General features: G+C 47.4%; 15 protein-coding genes. 6 read left to right on the forward strand and 9 right to left on the reverse strand.

The window, feature by feature from the left end; genetic code table 11:
* The first annotated feature begins 753 nt into the window (after positions 1-753).
* The 3 genes from QUA80_RS13330 (at position 754) to argJ (ending at position 2711) form a co-directional block, all read left to right on the forward strand.
* Complete coding sequence (locus QUA80_RS13330) at positions 754-948, forward strand: hypothetical protein (RefSeq protein WP_333425150.1); 195 nt, start codon at positions 754-756, stop codon at positions 946-948.
* Between the two features lie 60 nt (positions 949-1008).
* The gene (locus tag QUA80_RS13335) at positions 1009-1149 is read left to right on the forward strand and encodes a hypothetical protein (RefSeq protein WP_333425214.1); all 141 of its coding nucleotides are present in this window, start codon (positions 1009-1011) and stop codon (positions 1147-1149) included.
* A gap of 320 nt (positions 1150-1469) precedes the next feature.
* Entirely contained in the window at positions 1470-2711 is a 1242-nt protein-coding gene (argJ, locus tag QUA80_RS13340; RefSeq protein ID WP_333425151.1) for a bifunctional ornithine acetyltransferase/N-acetylglutamate synthase, read from the forward strand.
* Between the two features lie 47 nt (positions 2712-2758).
* Here argJ and QUA80_RS13345 read toward each other — a convergent pair whose 3' ends face one another.
* Complete coding sequence (locus QUA80_RS13345) at positions 2759-3766, reverse strand: zinc-dependent alcohol dehydrogenase family protein (protein WP_333425210.1); 1008 nt, start codon at positions 3764-3766, stop codon at positions 2759-2761.
* A 134-nt stretch (positions 3767-3900) separates the two neighbouring features.
* Here QUA80_RS13345 and QUA80_RS13350 point away from each other — a divergent pair, with 134 nt between their 5' ends.
* Positions 3901-7443, forward strand: coding sequence for an EAL domain-containing protein (locus QUA80_RS13350; protein WP_333425153.1), 3543 nt, complete (start codon positions 3901-3903; stop codon positions 7441-7443).
* Positions 7444-7583: 140 nt separating this feature from the next.
* Here the strand turns inward: QUA80_RS13350 and QUA80_RS13355 are convergent, their stop codons facing one another.
* The 5 genes from QUA80_RS13355 to QUA80_RS13375 all read right to left on the reverse strand — a co-directional run bounded on the left by QUA80_RS13355 (position 7584) and on the right by QUA80_RS13375 (position 10699).
* Entirely contained in the window at positions 7584-7754 is a 171-nt protein-coding gene (locus tag QUA80_RS13355; protein WP_333425154.1) for a four helix bundle protein, read from the reverse strand.
* A 175-nt stretch (positions 7755-7929) separates the two neighbouring features.
* Positions 7930-8448, reverse strand: coding sequence for an acetolactate synthase small subunit (gene ilvN / locus QUA80_RS13360; RefSeq protein WP_333425157.1), 519 nt, complete (start codon positions 8446-8448; stop codon positions 7930-7932).
* Between the two features lie 454 nt (positions 8449-8902).
* Positions 8903-9715 carry a carbon-nitrogen hydrolase family protein gene (locus tag QUA80_RS13365; protein ID WP_333425159.1) on the reverse strand — a complete coding sequence of 271 codons (813 nt, stop codon included), beginning with the start codon at positions 9713-9715 and terminating at the stop codon, positions 8903-8905.
* A gap of 249 nt (positions 9716-9964) precedes the next feature.
* Positions 9965-10093, reverse strand: a complete 129-nt coding sequence (gene psaJ / locus QUA80_RS13370; protein ID WP_333425161.1) for a photosystem I reaction center subunit IX — start codon at positions 10091-10093, stop codon at positions 9965-9967.
* Between the two features lie 117 nt (positions 10094-10210).
* Positions 10211-10699, reverse strand: coding sequence for a Photosystem I reaction center subunit III (locus tag QUA80_RS13375; RefSeq protein ID WP_333425162.1), 489 nt, complete (start codon positions 10697-10699; stop codon positions 10211-10213).
* A gap of 329 nt (positions 10700-11028) precedes the next feature.
* Here QUA80_RS13375 and tsaD point away from each other — a divergent pair, with 329 nt between their 5' ends.
* A complete protein-coding gene (tsaD, locus tag QUA80_RS13380) occupies positions 11029-12105 on the forward strand; it encodes a tRNA (adenosine(37)-N6)-threonylcarbamoyltransferase complex transferase subunit TsaD (protein WP_333425164.1) in 1077 nt (358 codons plus the stop codon).
* Positions 12106-12193: 88 nt separating this feature from the next.
* The gene (locus tag QUA80_RS13385) at positions 12194-12685 is read left to right on the forward strand and encodes an N-acetyltransferase family protein (RefSeq protein WP_333425166.1); all 492 of its coding nucleotides are present in this window, start codon (positions 12194-12196) and stop codon (positions 12683-12685) included.
* A gap of 132 nt (positions 12686-12817) precedes the next feature.
* Here the strand turns inward: QUA80_RS13385 and QUA80_RS13390 are convergent, their stop codons facing one another.
* The 3 genes from QUA80_RS13390 to QUA80_RS13400 form a co-directional block, all read right to left on the reverse strand.
* Positions 12818-13558, reverse strand: coding sequence for an HAD family hydrolase (locus tag QUA80_RS13390; protein WP_333425168.1), 741 nt, complete (start codon positions 13556-13558; stop codon positions 12818-12820).
* 593 nt (positions 13559-14151) lie between these two features.
* Positions 14152-14922 carry a metallophosphoesterase family protein gene (locus QUA80_RS13395; protein ID WP_333425212.1) on the reverse strand — a complete coding sequence of 257 codons (771 nt, stop codon included), beginning with the start codon at positions 14920-14922 and terminating at the stop codon, positions 14152-14154.
* A 295-nt stretch (positions 14923-15217) separates the two neighbouring features.
* Positions 15218-15964, reverse strand: coding sequence for a DUF1995 family protein (locus tag QUA80_RS13400; protein WP_333425169.1), 747 nt, complete (start codon positions 15962-15964; stop codon positions 15218-15220).
* Between the last annotated feature and the right edge of the window lie 14 nt (positions 15965-15978).

The following is a 15978-nucleotide window of genomic DNA, read 5'->3' on the forward strand; positions in this document are numbered from 1 at the left end:
GAAAGTTTGCCCTGCCTCATCTCAAGAATCTCAACGCCGCATTAAAATTATTTTTAGCGATACAAGCAAACCGTTCGTCAATGTCAACATTAGCCCTCAGTCTAATTAAAATGGGTCTGATAATATCTTTTGTTTGCTGACTTTTTCTACAAGTTCAGTGCGTTTTTTTCACCGCTCATCGCTAATCTCAATCGGTTTACCGCTATCTAAACCTTCCAATAGTAATCTCTCAAGTTTTGTTTTTGCCACTGGTTCTAGTTCTTGGCAAATCTAGTATCGGATGTATTCGCTAGCGGTACTGCAGCCACTTTTGGCAACCTGTTCGCCGATCAAGTCCCGCATCGATTCGGGCTGCGAAATTTTGAGTGTTGTCATAGTTTGTAAACATTTACATCTTTCACAGTCCTGGAGGCAAAAACCCGGTCTCTGCAAGTAATTTGGTCGTATGCGCCAGATCGCGACAACGATCGACCGGGTTTTTTTGGGAAGCGTGCGTCTAGGACTGTTTAATTTAAAAATCGCAAATACTGTCAATTTTTGCCAACTGTTGCTTGAGGTTGGGCGTGAATCAACGAGGCAAAGCCCGATCGCACTCCCTCAACCCTCGATCGACTTTCTCGCCCCCCAGCCCAATTGTAAATTTTTGTTACAATTTTAATTTGGTAGCTTTAGATACAGAATTGTCTGTTATAGTGATAAAAGAAAAGAAAAAAGCAGCCCAACATTAATCTAAAAAATACGGAGGAACCCCATATGTCTACCGAAAATCAAGCTCGCTCTCTGATGATGCGCCACCACCAACTGGTGAAGAACCGGCAGCAATCCATGCTCAACCGCACCGCCACCGAAGTCGGGATGGAAGATACCCACTACTGGGGTCACATTCAAGGCAAACCGCAGCCCAGCCTTCAAGCCAGTTACGATCGCAGCCACGCCACCATGAGCTAAGGCAAGCTCAATTTCCCCAATTGTCTACTAAGTTATTACCTATCTTTGGAGAAACCAGTTATGTCAACTCAAGAACAAGCCCGCAGCCTGATGATGCGCCACCAACACCTAGTTAAGAATCGCCAGCAATCTCTGCTGAGCCGTACGGCTGCTGAAGTTGGTTTAGATGCTGGTTCTCAAGCGAGTATAGATCGCAAATAACTCCTTTTTTCAACGGCGAGATAGTTGAATCGAGTTTGTTGTTTGCCAGCTAAAAATTAATAATGTCAGTTACAAAAATGTCGCGACTTCTTCTTGAGTTCTAACTCTAGATAGGAAGTCGCGATTATTTTTATGCGGTTGGTTAGAGACAAAAAGTGAGTCACAGCCTCGCTTGAGTGCATTTTCACGCCTGGGAACCAGAAAACGAGCAAACCCTTACAAAATCAGTTGTCCGCCATCTAAAATCTAAAATCTAAAATCTAAAATCTAAAATGATATAATCCCCTTTCAGCAGATTGAAGGCTACTAGGGAGGTCATCATGTCGGACTGGAAAGAAATTGGCGGCGGAGTTACAGCACCCAGAGGGTATCGAGCCTCGGGAATTACAGCGGGTTTGAAGCCTTCAGGCTTGCCAGATTTAAGTTTAATTTTGTCAGAGGTGGATGCCATCGCCGCAGGAGTCTTCACCACATCCAGTGTCCGGGCTGCTTGCGTGGACTACTGCCGCCAGCGTTTGCAAGCTAAACCCAGTGCCAAAGCAATTTTGTGCAATGCGGGACAAGCTAATGCGGGTACTGGCGAACAAGGTTTGGCAGATGCCCTCGAAAGTGCCAAATTGTTGGGAGAAGCGCTGAATATTCCTCCAGAATCGATTCTTTTAGCCTCCACTGGCGTCATCGGACAGCGGATTAAAATGGAGCCGCTGAGGGCGGGAATTCCGCGATTAGTTGCTGAGGCCTCGGAAACAGGTTCTGATGCGGCGGCTAAAGCTATTTGTACGACTGATTTAGTGCCGAAAACGATCGCCCTGGAAACCGTGTTTGGCGATCGACCCGTGCGGATCGGCGGCATTTGCAAAGGTTCGGGAATGATTCATCCAAATATGGCAACAATGCTGGCATTTGTAACTTGCGATGCAGCAGTGTCGTCGCATTTGTGGCAAGAAATGCTGAGCAGGGCGGCGGATAGAAGTTTCAATCAAATTACTGTTGACGGCGATACCAGTACCAACGATTCGCTAATTGCTTTGGCGAACGGTCAATCCCGCACGCCGGCAATTACGGAAATGGGGGCGGATGCTGAAAAATTAGAGGCGATGCTGACAGAAGTTTGCGTGTATTTAGCAAAGGCGATCGCCCGCGACGGCGAAGGTGCAACTTGTTTGGTGGAAGTACAAGTTAGCGGCGCGCTGGATGAAGTTTCTGCGAGTAAAATTGCCAAAACAATTGTCGGTTCTTCTTTAGTGAAAGCTGCTATTTTCGGACGCGATCCGAATTGGGGCAGAATTGCCGCGGCGGCGGGGCGCGCTGGCGTACCTTTCGATCAAGAGAATTTGCGGATTCAATTGGGAGATTTTTTGATGCTGGAAAACGGGCAACCTAAAGAGTTCGATCGGGCTGCTGCCAGTAATTATATGAAAGCGGCTGCGGAGGGGGAATATTTGAAGGCCGATACGGTTTTAATTCAGGTTAGCGTCGGGAATGGCAGCGGTTTTGCGAAAGCTTGGGGATGCGATTTGAGTTACGACTACGTGAAGATTAATGCGGAGTATACGACTTGAGGAATTGCGGGCGATTCTTCAACCCGCAATTTCAATCGCCCGCAATTTTAACCGCCCGCAATTTCCATCACTATTTTACCCGTTACTGAGCCTGTTTCTAATAGTTCGTGAGCGGCTCGGGCTTCTTCGAGGGGGAAAGTTTGGCTGACGTGAATTTTGAGCAAGTTGCGATCGCACAAACGAGCACACTGCTGCAAAATATGAGCCTGGTGTTCCTGTTCCTCCACCAAGCCTTCTAGCATCGGCGTTAACATTAATTCCAAACTAATTCGCAGATTTCGCATTCTCGCTGTTTTCAAATTGCCCAAAGTTGGATCGGGTTCCAAAATAGTTACCAAATCTCCGTAAATTTTCACAGCCGGAATAGTTTGGTAAAAAGTTTCTCCTCCGACTGTATCAAAAGCCAAGTCAACTCCTTGTCCTTGAGTCCAAGTCAAAACCTCATCGACAACATCGGTATTTTTGTATAAAATAACTAAATCTGCACCTAAGTGCTTGACAAAATTGGCTTTTTCCTCAGAGCTAACAGTAGTGCAAACCTCAGCACCCTGCAACTTCGCCAACTGTACCGCGACGTGGCCGACACCGCCGGCACCGGCTTGAATCAGCACTTTTTGGCCAGCTTGCAAGTGCCCTCGATCGTACAGCGATTCCCATGCCGTAATTAAAACTAACGGTGCAGCCGCCGCCTCAGCAAAACTTAAAGCAGCAGGCTTGATGGCGAGAAAGCGTTGGTCTACAACGGCAAACTCAGCATAAGTACCGATCGGCCCGCCCAAACCGCCATTGCAGAAAAAAACCTCGTCTCCCACTTGAAAACTTTGCACGCCAGCACCCACAGCCTCTACGACTCCAGCACCGTCGCACCCCAAAACGTGAGGAGTTTTTTCGGGATAAAAAGTGCCGCGGGCCCGCAATTTAGTATCTATAGGATTGATCCCCGCCGCCCGCAACCGCACCAAAACTTCAGTATCTCTTTGTATAGTAGGGGCGGGGATATGTTGCAGTCTCAATACGAGCGGGCTTCCAGGCGTGTCAAAAACGATCGCTTTCATCACGGTTGTTAACTCTGTTGTCGCTTTCACCTGCGATCCTACCTTGTATGCGTTACTCATTGGTGACGATACTTCGTTATTTTAAAAGAGATTGGCTTGAGGTAACTACAACAATTGTCGAGCGGTGCTAATCGATGTTCGATCTAAATTTATTTTTTTACTTTGAGATTCTTGCATACTTTCTGGGATTGTCGGCGACTTTAGCCTTGGCGTCGGCGATTTATCTCAAGCGGCACCGAAGGTGGCCGACTCTGCAGCGGGCCCAAGAGCAAGGGCAGTTGGCAGAATTAAAGCCTGACGATTTATCAGCAGGATTGAAAATGCGGAAAAAATTTTTGATTTTCCCAAACTCACATCTGTGGCGGCCAACTGACAGTTTGTTGGGTAAAGTTTTATGTATTAGCCGCGCTGTATTCTTGGCTCAGCAACAGCGCCTAACTGTGAATTCTTCGCCTGTTGTTGGGCCTCGAACCAACAAAAGCCTAAGTCAGAGCATTTCGGGTTCGATGGGGGAAAATCGCGATCGCCCGAATGCCGACAACCCTCCCAAAGTCACCGCTTCCCCGCAATTAGAGGAAGAATTGCTCGGCGACATTCTCGCAGGTACAGATTCGCCCGGGGGAGCAGAATTCTTTGATTCGTTAGTTCGCCACTTAGCCTCAGCACTCGGAGTTTGCAGCGCCATCGCTGCCAAATCGATTAAGTCAATGGAAAACGCCGATGCTGCTCCCGATAGATTGCAAGTTATCAGTTGTTGGAGCAACGGACTGTGGCAGCCAAACTTTGAGTACGACACCGCCAATACTCCCGAAGCGCTGGTACTCGATCGGGGAATGTACTCCTGTCCCGACTACCTGCTGGAAACCTTTCCAGAAGACCGCAGACCGGTAGTTACAGGTGCGCGCAGTTTCCTGGGAGTCTTGCTCAAAAACTCTTACGGCGAACCTTTAGGCATTATTTGTATTTTCCACGATCGACCCCTGCCGGAAGCACATCTTGCCAACTTCCGACTAATTCTCAGCATTTTTGCCGGACGGGCCGCCGCCGAATTAGAGCGGCAGCGCTTAGAAGCAGCGCTGTGCACTGTAGAAGCGAAATACTGCGCGCTTGTAGAACAAATGCCGGCTGTCACCTACATTTCTCCCCTCAACCGCAGCGCTGCCAAACTTTACATCAGCCCGCAAATCGAGACTTTTCTGGGTTATTCTGTCGCTGAATGGCGGGCAGACCCCGACCTGTGGCTGAAACTGGTTCACCCAGAAGACCGCGACCGCGTGTTAGTTGAAAACGCCACACAGAAATTTACCGTTGGAGAAGAGTTTTGGGACGGGCCGCTGGTTTCAGAATACCGCGCGATCGCTCGCAACGGTCGAGTTGTCTGGTTCCGCGATCGAGCGATCGCAGTTCGCGATGAAGCGAGCAAGTCTGTTATCCTTCAAGGTGCAATGTTTGACATCACGGAGACTAAAGTAGCTGCCAGCGCACTGTTAGAAAGCGAATACCGCTATTACACCTTGGCAAAAATCCTGCCGGTCGGGATTTTCCGCGCCGACGCTAGTGGAGATTGCTTGTACGTCAACCAGCGATTTTTGGAGATGGCGGGGCTGACGGCACCACAAGCACTAGGCGAAGGTTGGACGCAAAGTTTGCATCCCGAAGACCGAGCGCGCGTTTTGAGCCTGTGGTATGGCGCTGTCAAAGAGAAGTTGCCTTGTAACTTAGAGTACCGCTTTTGCAACGGCGAGCTCACAACCTGGGTATTTTGCCAAGCAGTGCCGGAAATTTCCAAAAGCGGGGAAGTTCTCGGCTATCTCAGCACGCTGACTGATATCAGCGATCGCAAGCAGGCTGAATTCGCGCTGCAACAGGCTGAAGAGAAATACCGCAGCATCTTTGAAAACGCGATCGAAGGAATTTTCCAGACCACGCCCGACGGGCGCTACCTCAGCGCTAACCCTGCTTTGGCAAGAATTTACGGCTACGACTCGGCCGCCGAATTGATCGCGAACATCCACGACATCGACCACCAACTTTACCTCGATCCCAACCGCCGCGTCGAGTTTTTGCGCGCGATCGAAAAACACGGTTTTGTGTCTGAGTTCGAGTCTCAAGTTTACCGCGCTGACGGCACCACCATCTGGGTTTCCGAGAACGGTCGGGCAGTTCGCGACGCTGGCGGCAATTTGCTTTATTACGAAGGTACTGTCGAAGATATCACCCTCCGCAAAATAGCAGAAGAGAAGTTAGTACACGATGCTTTGCACGATATGCTAACGGGTTTGCCCAACCGAGCTTTATTTATGGATCGCTTGGGACACGCGATCGAGCTTTCAAAACGCCGTCCCGAAATTTTGTTTGCGGTGCTGTTTATCGATCTCGACCGCTTTAAGGTTGTCAACGACAGTTTGGGGCATTTAGTGGGCGATCGGTTGCTGATCGCGATCGCGCAGCGCCTGGGAACCTGTTTGCGGGCTGGAGATACTGTTGCTCGTCTCGGCGGCGACGAATTCGCTATTTTGCTCGAAAATATCAAAAACACCGAGGATGCGACCCACATTGCCGATCGAGTGCAAGCAGAACTGGCAGAACCTTTTTACCTCAACAAATATCAAGTTTTTACCAGTGCTAGCATTGGGATTGTGTGTTCCGGTTTACCGCAGCATCCAAGCGAAAGCAGCGAACAGTCGAGTCCACGAAATTTGGTAAATATCGATCGGGAAACTTGTTTTTCTGGCTTATCTTCCGACTCCCCAGTTCTCAATGTCCCGTTCCCAACATTGTACGAGCGACCAGAAGAACTGCTCCGAGATGCAGATGCTGCCATGTATCACGCTAAGGAATTGGGCAAAGCTCGCCACGAAGTTTTTGACTTAAGTATGCACACTCGCGCCGTCGCCCTTTTGCAACTGGAAAACGACCTGCGGCGCGCTTTAGACTTCGAGGAATTTCAGCTTTACTATCAGCCCATTGTTTCTCTAACTAGCGGTACAATCAGGGGTTTTGAAGCGCTGCTGCGGTGGTATCACCCGGAGCGGGGTGTCGTATCTCCCGGCGAGTTTATTTTAGTAGCAGAAGAAACTAGATTGATTATACCTATTGGCTGGTGGATGATGCGATCGGCTTGCCGTCAGATCCACCAGTGGCACCAAAAATTCCCAGATTCCCCGCCGTTGACTGTCAGCGTCAACCTTTCTAACCAACAATTTAAACAGCCGGATTTAATCGACCGCATTCGTGAAATTTTACAAGAAACTCAGCTTGACCCCCGGACTTTAAAGTTAGAAATTACTGAAGGGGTAATCATGGAGAATGCCGAATCAGCGGCAGCTATCCTTGCGGAATTGAAAAATTTAGAAATTCAATTATATATTGACGATTTCGGGACTGGCTATTCTTCTTTGAGCCGCCTGCACACTTTTCCAACTGACGCTTTAAAGATCGATCGAGCTTTTGTCAGCCGCATGACTGAAGATGAAGGCAACGAAGCCATCGTACAGACTATTTTAATTTTAGCCAGTCATTTAGGTATGGATGTAATTGCTGAAGGAATCGAAACCATCGAACAGCTTAATTTACTCAGAGCGCTGCAATGCGAGTACGGACAGGGATACTTTTTCTCAAAGCCGATAGACAGCATCGCAGCTACACTTTTGATAGAAAGTCAACCTAAATGGTAATTTGACGGTTGACTGTTGACTGTTAACGTTTGGCTTTTTGTTTTAGTGAGTTAAGATAAGCATTAAGTTTTGGCGAAAGTTCATTTAATGAGGGATGCAGGCGATCGCTCTGTTCTTGAGTTAAAAGATTTCGAGATCCGTCAAGTCTTAACCAGTGTCTTGTTTCGTTTAAGGGACTCAAGAGCAATTTTCACAAAACGCTGACTATCTTGGCAGCTATAGCGTCCATGTCCTTCTGCAATATTAGCACCAACACTATCAGCGATCGCACTATTTGTTTGCCCATCGTATCCTTCGTAAACTCGTCCCATTTTTTAACAATAAACCATATTTCATTTGATATTTTTTCAGCTAATTGATAAACTTGTAGCTGTTGAAAGCTTTCCATATTAGCTCCTTGAACATAGTTGATGGCAAACCGTCAACAGCCAACAGTCAACCGTCAACAGTCAACCGTCAACCGTCAACAGTCAACCGTTAAGCAACTTAAACTTTCGCTTCCAAAGACTTGAGAAACTCAGTATTTACTCCCGACTCCCGCGTCAGGGCAATTTTCCCAGTACGAGCAATTTCCTTAATCCCAAATCTATTCAGAACCTGGACGATCGCCACCATTTTACCGGGATCTCCCACAACTTCCAATGTCAGCGTATCATCACCAATATCTACCACTCGCGCTCTAAAAATCTGAGCTAACTCAATTATCTCCGATCGCGTCCCGCTAGCAGCATTAACTTTCAGCAACATCAACTCCCGTTCCACACAGGGAACTTCCGTTATATCCTGAACTTTAAGCACGTTAATCAACTTGTACAGTTGCTTTGTCAACTGCTCAATAACTTGGTCATCTCCGGGTACAACCATCGTAATCCGAGACACTCCCCCTTGCTCCGCCGGGCCAACGGCCAGACTTTCAATATTAAAACCCCGACGGGCAAACAAACCAGCAATTCGAGTGAGGACACCCGCTTCATCTTCAACTAAAACCGAAAGAGTGTGTTTCATTTCTCCAAAAAGACGCATTTCGTGCAATTCTACTTTCGCTAATTCGCCTTTTAGCAGAAGTGCACGGTCATTGAACCTGTATTAAACAATATATAGCAGTTGACAGTTGACAGTTGACAGTTACATATAGCAGTTCGATCGCTTTGTGAGGTACGCCCGCTGTGCCCTATATCCCAGAACACCTGATGTTACTGAGAAAGACTCTAGTATCCGACTCAAACCGTTGACGAAGCAAGGGATCGCGGGATCTATTCATGACGTTATTTATGATGTCAAGACCGATATAGCGGTTGCTATATTATCTTGTACGAGGAGGTATGGGGTCGATTCTTCAATTCTAAAATTGCTTTGGCATTATTCGCGCTCGCCCTGCAACCTCTAAAATCTCAAATCTCAAATCTCAAATCGATTGACGGGAACTGAAATTTTGAGACCTATTGGTCTCAAAATTCCTTCACAGAAAAACCCGGTGTTGCAGCGACGGCATCTGGCGGCGGACTTGTTCTAGTCTATCGGGATTAATTTCTGCAATCGCCACACCCGGTTCGTCTCCAGCATCCGCCAAAACCACACCCCAAGGGTCTACAATCATCGCGTGACCGTGAGTTTGACGGCGGCCGTAGTGGCGGCCAGTTTGTGCGGGGGCGATCGTATAACAAGTATTCTCGATCGCCCTAGCTTGCAGCAAAACCTTCCAGTGATCCTTGCCAGTGTAAGCAGTAAACGCCGCCGGCACGAACAAAATATCGGCCCCCTTGTACGACAAATGCCTGTACACTTCCGGGAACCGCACGTCATAGCAGACCGACAGTCCCAGCGTCCCCAACTCCGGCGACACATAAACAGGCGGCAACTCTTCACCAGCTTTCACGGTGTTCGATTCCCTGTAAGTAATGCCGTCTGGCACATTCACATCGAACAAATGTACTTTGCTGTACCTTGCCACTTCAGTGCCGTTTTGGTCTACCAGCAAAGAGGTATTGTATACCTTCCCCCCCTCCGTCGGCACCGGGAACCCGCCGCCCAGAATCGTTACCTGGAACCGCTGGGCCATAGTTTTGAGGAATTTTTCGCTTAGGAGCCCGATCGCCTCTGCAGAAGCAATCTTTTCCTCTTCTTCTCCCATAAACGAGAAATTTTCTGGTAAGGAAACTAACTCTGCACCCCGACGCACTGCCAGGTCGATTAATTCCTCTGCCTGAACCAAATTTTTTTGCAGGTCAGGCAAGCTAGTCATTTGAATTGCTGCGGCGAGATAAGACTTCATCGATTCACAATATTAGTCATTAGTCATTAGTCATTAATCGTTAGCCATTAGTCATTAGTCATTGGGAACTAATTTGATAACTAAATAGTTTAGATCGTTGGCTTTCACCCATTTAGGCGCTGCTTTTGTACTCACTGCTGGTTTGAGAGTTTTGATATTTGAGCTTTGAAATAACTTGATAAATCACCGCTCCAACTTCAAAACTCTCAACTTTTTTCCTAGGTTTGGGAACCTAAGTCCACTGATTTTTTATGGCATCGGATGGAAAAGCAAGTCTGGGAAAAAACGGTTGAATTCAATTAAAATTCCCGCCGTTATCACCATCCAAGCTGCTGTCAATACTGGTGCGGTCGAAAGATACTTCAGAAAGTATTGCATGAATACTGCTCCTCAAAAGTCGAGACAACTTAAATTATGCGAACTGATTTTAGATTAAGGGTTTTAGGCTGGGACTTTGTAAACCAACTCAAATCTAAAATCTCAAATCCCAAATTGCTAGCGCGGCGAAACAGTAATTTCGTCGTCCTTCGCAAACATTTCACCAGTGGTGATTTCTTTGAGAGCTGCTAGAGGCCATAAAACGCCGCTCAACATCAATGCGACTGCCTTTGGAACATCGATAATAATCTCTTTTTCCTCAGGAGAGTCAGATTTTTTGGCTGCTTGCAGATAAGCACGGCCCACCCAACCAATCCAACCTGCGATATACAAGAACAGCACGCTGGGAATCAAAAAGTCCCCTGCTTTGCTCAAGTTGCCGTCTACGATTAAGTGCGGGTATCCTTCCGGGCCGCACATAGCTTGAGAATAGCGCTCGAATCTTGCTTTGGCAGATGCGGGGTCGCCATTCGTAGAACGGGCATTTTTAGCCAGTTCCTTGAATTCGGGAGAGTCCTTGCACGGCACTAAATTGTAAGCCGAAGCAACTGGAGCAAAACTGATCCAGACACTCAACACTAAAATTGCAGCAAACAATCGTCGCATGGAATTGTTTCCTTTTGTTACAAAACAATAAGTTTTTGTACAAGCATTTCAACTTGCCGATCTGGAATCCAGATTACCGTGTTTGTTGACAGTCTCAAGTATCCATCATTGATGCGACAAAGCCCAATAAAATGAGGGATTCGCGTTTTCATAGGTCAATGCTGAGCTAGCAATACCGCGAGGATATTCCTTCATTGCATCAGATGATGGCCTTACCTGTCGATCGGGCAAAAATCCCTTAACAATAACCTGAGTACAGGTAGAGCGGGGACTCGCGCCGAATTAGTTAAGCTAGCAATAACTAACCTATCAAATAAAATTACCAGTTAATGGCAACCATTTTCGCAATCGAAACAAGTTGTGACGAAACAGCAGCAGCAATTGTTAAGAATCGTCAAGTTTGCAGCAATGTTGTGGCATCGCAAATTAAAATCCACGAGCAGTATGGCGGGGTAGTGCCAGAAGTCGCTTCGCGGAGTCACCTAGAAATGCTCAATCAGGTAATTGGCCAGTGTCTGTGTGAAGCAAACCTGAGTTGGTCAGAAATTGACGGCATTGCTGCGACTTGTGCCCCCGGTTTAGTAGGTGCATTGTTAGTCGGGCTGAGTGCGGCGAAAAGCTTGGCAATAGTCCATCAAAAACCTTTTTTAGGCGTCCACCACCTCGAAGGGCACATCTACGCTTCTTACCTTATCGAACCAGACTTGCAGCCACCGTTTTTGTGTTTGTTAGTTTCCGGGGGACACACCAGCTTAATTTACGTCAAAGATTGCGGTGTTTATGAAACTTTAGGACAAACACGCGACGACGCCGCCGGCGAAGCTTTTGATAAAGTGGCGAGACTGTTGCAGCTAGGATATCCCGGTGGGCCCCTGATTGACAAATTGGCCGCCCTTGGGAATCCCCAAGCATACCCTCTACCAGAAGGTAGAATTTCATTGCCTGGTGGTGGTTACCATCCTTACGACAGCAGTTTTAGCGGGTTGAAAACCGCAGTTTTGCAATTAGTGCAGAAACTCAAACAACAAAATAACAATGTGAATGCCGAAGGCTTGTTGCCTGCCTCTACAGTTAATGATATTGCGGCCAGCTTTCAGGAAACAGTAGCCAAGGGTTTAACCAAAAGATCGATCGACTGTGCCCTAAATTTCGGGCTTGCCACTATTGTAGTCGGCGGCGGAGTTGCAGCAAACAGCGGACTCCGAAAACACTTACAAGCTGCTGCTGCAAAACACAACTTGCGGGTATTGTTTCCGCCATTAAAATATTGTACGGACAACGCAGCAATGATCGGCTGCGCGGCGGCAGAACACTTGCAGCGAGGACACACCTCACCGCTGACTTTGGGAGCAAATTCGCGGATGGCCCTCAGCGATATTATGGAACTGTACAAGAAGAGTTATTAGTTATTAGTCATTAGTCATTAGTTAACAGCCAACAGTCAACAGCCAACGGCCAACAGCCAACAGTCAACAGTCAACAGTTAACCAAACGATGAAAATCCGCGACGCAGTAGAAAGCGATTTGCCAGCAATTGTCCAAATATACAACGCAGCAATACCAGGTAGAATGGCCACAGCAGATTTAAAACCAGTCTCAGTCGAAAGCCGCCTCCCGTGGTACAGAGAACACTCCCCCAATTCCTGGCCGATTTTGGTAATCGAATCAGAACAAAATATTGTTGGCTGGCTGAGTTTTCAGCTTTTCTACGGACGCGCTGCCTATCAGCATACAGCAGAAGTTAGCATCTACGTCGCACCCGATCGCCAGCGCTGCGGAATCGGACAAAAATTATTGCAATCGGCAATTGTGCGGAGTCCAGAATTGCAGATAAAAACTCTCGTGGGAATAATTTTTGCTCACAATCAGCCGAGTTTAAGATTGTTTGAGAAATTTGGCTTTCAGCGGTGGGGATATCTGCCGCAAGTTGCCGAACTTGACGGCGTTGAAAGAGATGTCGTAATTCTCGGTTTGCGTTGTTTGTAGGGACTGAGATGTTGCACCATTCTCAAGAACAGGCTTTTCGGCCTGTTCCTAAAAGGATTATTAACAATACTGCAACATCTCAGCAGGAACTGATACCAAATCTGGTGGCACCGGAATTGATGTGATCTTTGCTCAATCTGCTAAAATTGAAATTTCATCCAAAGATGCGATCGCCACATCAGCTTTTTCCAAATGGCGAACCTCCGCATTTCCCCAACAAATCCCTATACAGCCCGCCGCGCCCGCATTTTTACCCATCTGAATATCGCCCGCTGAATCTCCCACCATCAAAGTTGCTGCGGGTTCAACTCCGAGTTTCTCGCAAGCTTGCAAAAACAATTTCGGGTCTGGTTTATGAAGGGTTGAATCAACTCCCATTTCTAACTGAATGTAGTCGGTTAATGCGTGGTGTTTCACAAATTTCTGCACCGCCGCAGTCGTAGCCGCCGAAAGAATTCCCAGCTTCAAACCCGCTTCCGAAAGATATTTCAGAACTTCCAAACTGCCGACAAATAAAGGAGAAACAGCGCTATTTTTAAACATTTCGTCAGCTTCGTCAAAAGCGCGGCGCGCAATAGTTAAAGATTCCAACCATCCCCTGCCGGTTTCCGCGATGTATCCCGCTGCAACAATCTCATTTTCCCTGCGGCTGCCGACTGCAAGCAAGCCTGCGGGGTCGATGCTGCCGCTGTCGATACCGAAAGCCATTTGTAACGGCTCTCCAACGCCGGGAATTTGAGCGTCTGCGAGGCGCGATCGCTTAATCCCCAACAGTCTCAAAAACTCCTGAGAATCCTCTAGAGTCCCGTCTTTGTCAAAAATCACGGCTTGGATATTTGAGAATGTAATTCCCCGACATTTAATAGTTACCAAGAATCATAACTCCCGAATTTCTATATTTTTTTCTATTTTCTCATATTGCGGTCTTTTTAGCAATTGTTTTTAGCAATTGTCACTTGATTTTTCGATTGTTGCCCAATAACCGCAGGTGCGTTGCCGCCACCAGGAATACAATTATCCTCATTTATTTAACGTGTAATTTTTTTAGCACAAACAGTCAAATTGCAAACAACTAATTCCCGCAACTAACCTCATACAATAACTGTCAAATACTTGATTAATATTGTTTTTTATGAGATATACCAGTTAATTGGAACTTGTTGAATTGCCATAAAATGCCAAATAAAGTCACGGAAATTATGTTTTTGAAGGGCAAAAATTGGTATTAATTTAGCCAAAATAGAACTTACGAACGATTGTTTAGAAACCGGGTTTTTTTACGAAAAGATGCGTTGTAGACCGCCGATTCGGTAAAAAACCCGGTTTCACCGGCCCCGATGCGTCCAGGACTGAATTAAAATTATCACTGATTGTCCTGACTGTGTAGGACTGCCAGGTCTGCATTGATGAATTCGTGCACTGCGAGTTTCAATCCCATCGGGGGAAGTGGTTTAAGGAAAAGATTGTCAAGCTTTTGAGAATACTTCCTCGCTCATCTCCGGTTCCGGGGGTGCAATCTGCTGCGATTTCAATTGTCTGACAACTTCGTCAAAAGGCAAAATTCGGACTTGATTGTTAAATACATTGACTTGATAAACTCTGCGGTAACTGAGGTCAAATCCTGTCAGCCAGCCGCTTTTGGGATGATAAGCACCCGTATCAATATCCAACCAGCCTTCGCCCCTGACTAATTCGCCTGGTCTGACACCCTCAAAGGTAAAAGTGATGGTGTGACCCGTGATAATTAATTTATTGGGAAAATAGGGTTTCGATATGGTGTGAAATTCTTTGCGAATCCAGCAGAATTGTTCGATCGACTGCTTGTCAATTGGCATATGGGGGTGGACGCCGGCGTGAACCAGCCAGGTGTCCCCTAAGTCTAGGTGGGTGGGGAGCGTTCGCAGCCACTCTAAGTGTTTGTAAGGCATCATCCCTGTATCTCTGTAGCTGGCTACTGTCGCATCGCCGCCGCTGTACAGCCAAGATTGCCACGCTCGCATATCCATCGGCACCGCCGACAAAGCCTCCAGCATCAGTTGTTCGTGGTTCCCCAGCAGAGTTTGGTAGGGGCTGTCTTGGACAAAATCTAATACCTGAGCGCTTTTGGGGCCGCGATCGATTAAGTCTCCCAAAAAATAGACGCGATCGTCCGAGCTGGGGGCCAGTGCCTCTAGCAGGGTCATTAAGCCGTCGTAATGCCCGTGTACGTCCCCAATAACAATGCGCCGGTGCTCCATTGTGCTTATGCGCTTCCCTGACTCAAAAGCCAAATCTTTAGCAAATAGCATCTGATTGTGCTGCTATTCGCCTCCCCTCTTTTACGGTGGAGGGGTGTCACCCATTATACTGCTTTGTATCAGGATTGGGTAAAGATCGCCAGTATCTGTTTCCGTAGCTACCGATCCGTAAGCGGGTAAAAATAAACATAATGTGGGAGAGGGCGGGTTGTGCAAAGGCCAACTGGCTCATAGCATAGATCCCGGGCTTAACCCCCCCTATAATTTCTTGTCAATTGTGCTTTTGCAACTGCTGTTACTGACTCAAAGTTTTGAGGAATGTCTGGAGTTCTGCCAAAAAACCTTTCTTTTTGAGGGGTTTTGCAGGTGTCGTGGAGTCAGGATCGGCGCTTGGGAGAGAAGCGGCTAAAATCCGCTCTAAATCGTCTCCGACAGGTTTTTGGGCGGTTTCAGAAATTAGTTCGTATTCGTCGTTTGTTTCCAGCCAGACTTGCCAGGATTGGGGGTAGCAGCGGAATAAAGCCGCACGGTCTAGGGGTCTGATATAGTAGCAGGATTCGATTTTGTTGAGGAATCGATCGCGCAATTGGCGGCCCGCATAGCCTATACCTATGGTGGCAACATCTTCGAGGCGCGGGTTGAGTAGAATTACTGGGCGACCCGCCGCAGCTATGTAAAGTTTTTCGACTTGGGCCACTTCTACGGCTGCTGGATCGATCGAGATAAAAAGTTGATCTTCCGGTGCTATTTTGTCTTCAACAGGGGTGCGACTGCTGCCCAAATCAGTCACTTTAAACGGTGTTTCTCCCCAGTCGCGGCGCGCGAGGGCTGCCGCACCGGTGTCGGGAAAAAAGACTTTTACTCCGGGGTAGATTTCCTCAAATTCTGGGAGGAATTGTAGGGTGATAGACTGTGCTTGCAGCGCGATTTCTGGAAATACTAATTCGACTTGCAGTAGAGTTTTGCCGTCCGAGAGGGCAGCGGCGGTGGCCATGCGGGATTGGGCGATCGCCTCGTTGAGATCCTTGGGCAGTTCTGTCATTAATTTTATTATTT

Origin of the sequence: Microcoleus sp. F4-D5, from assembly GCF_036704885.1 — a bacterium.
GTDB lineage: Bacteria > Cyanobacteriota > Cyanobacteriia > Cyanobacteriales > Microcoleaceae > Microcoleus.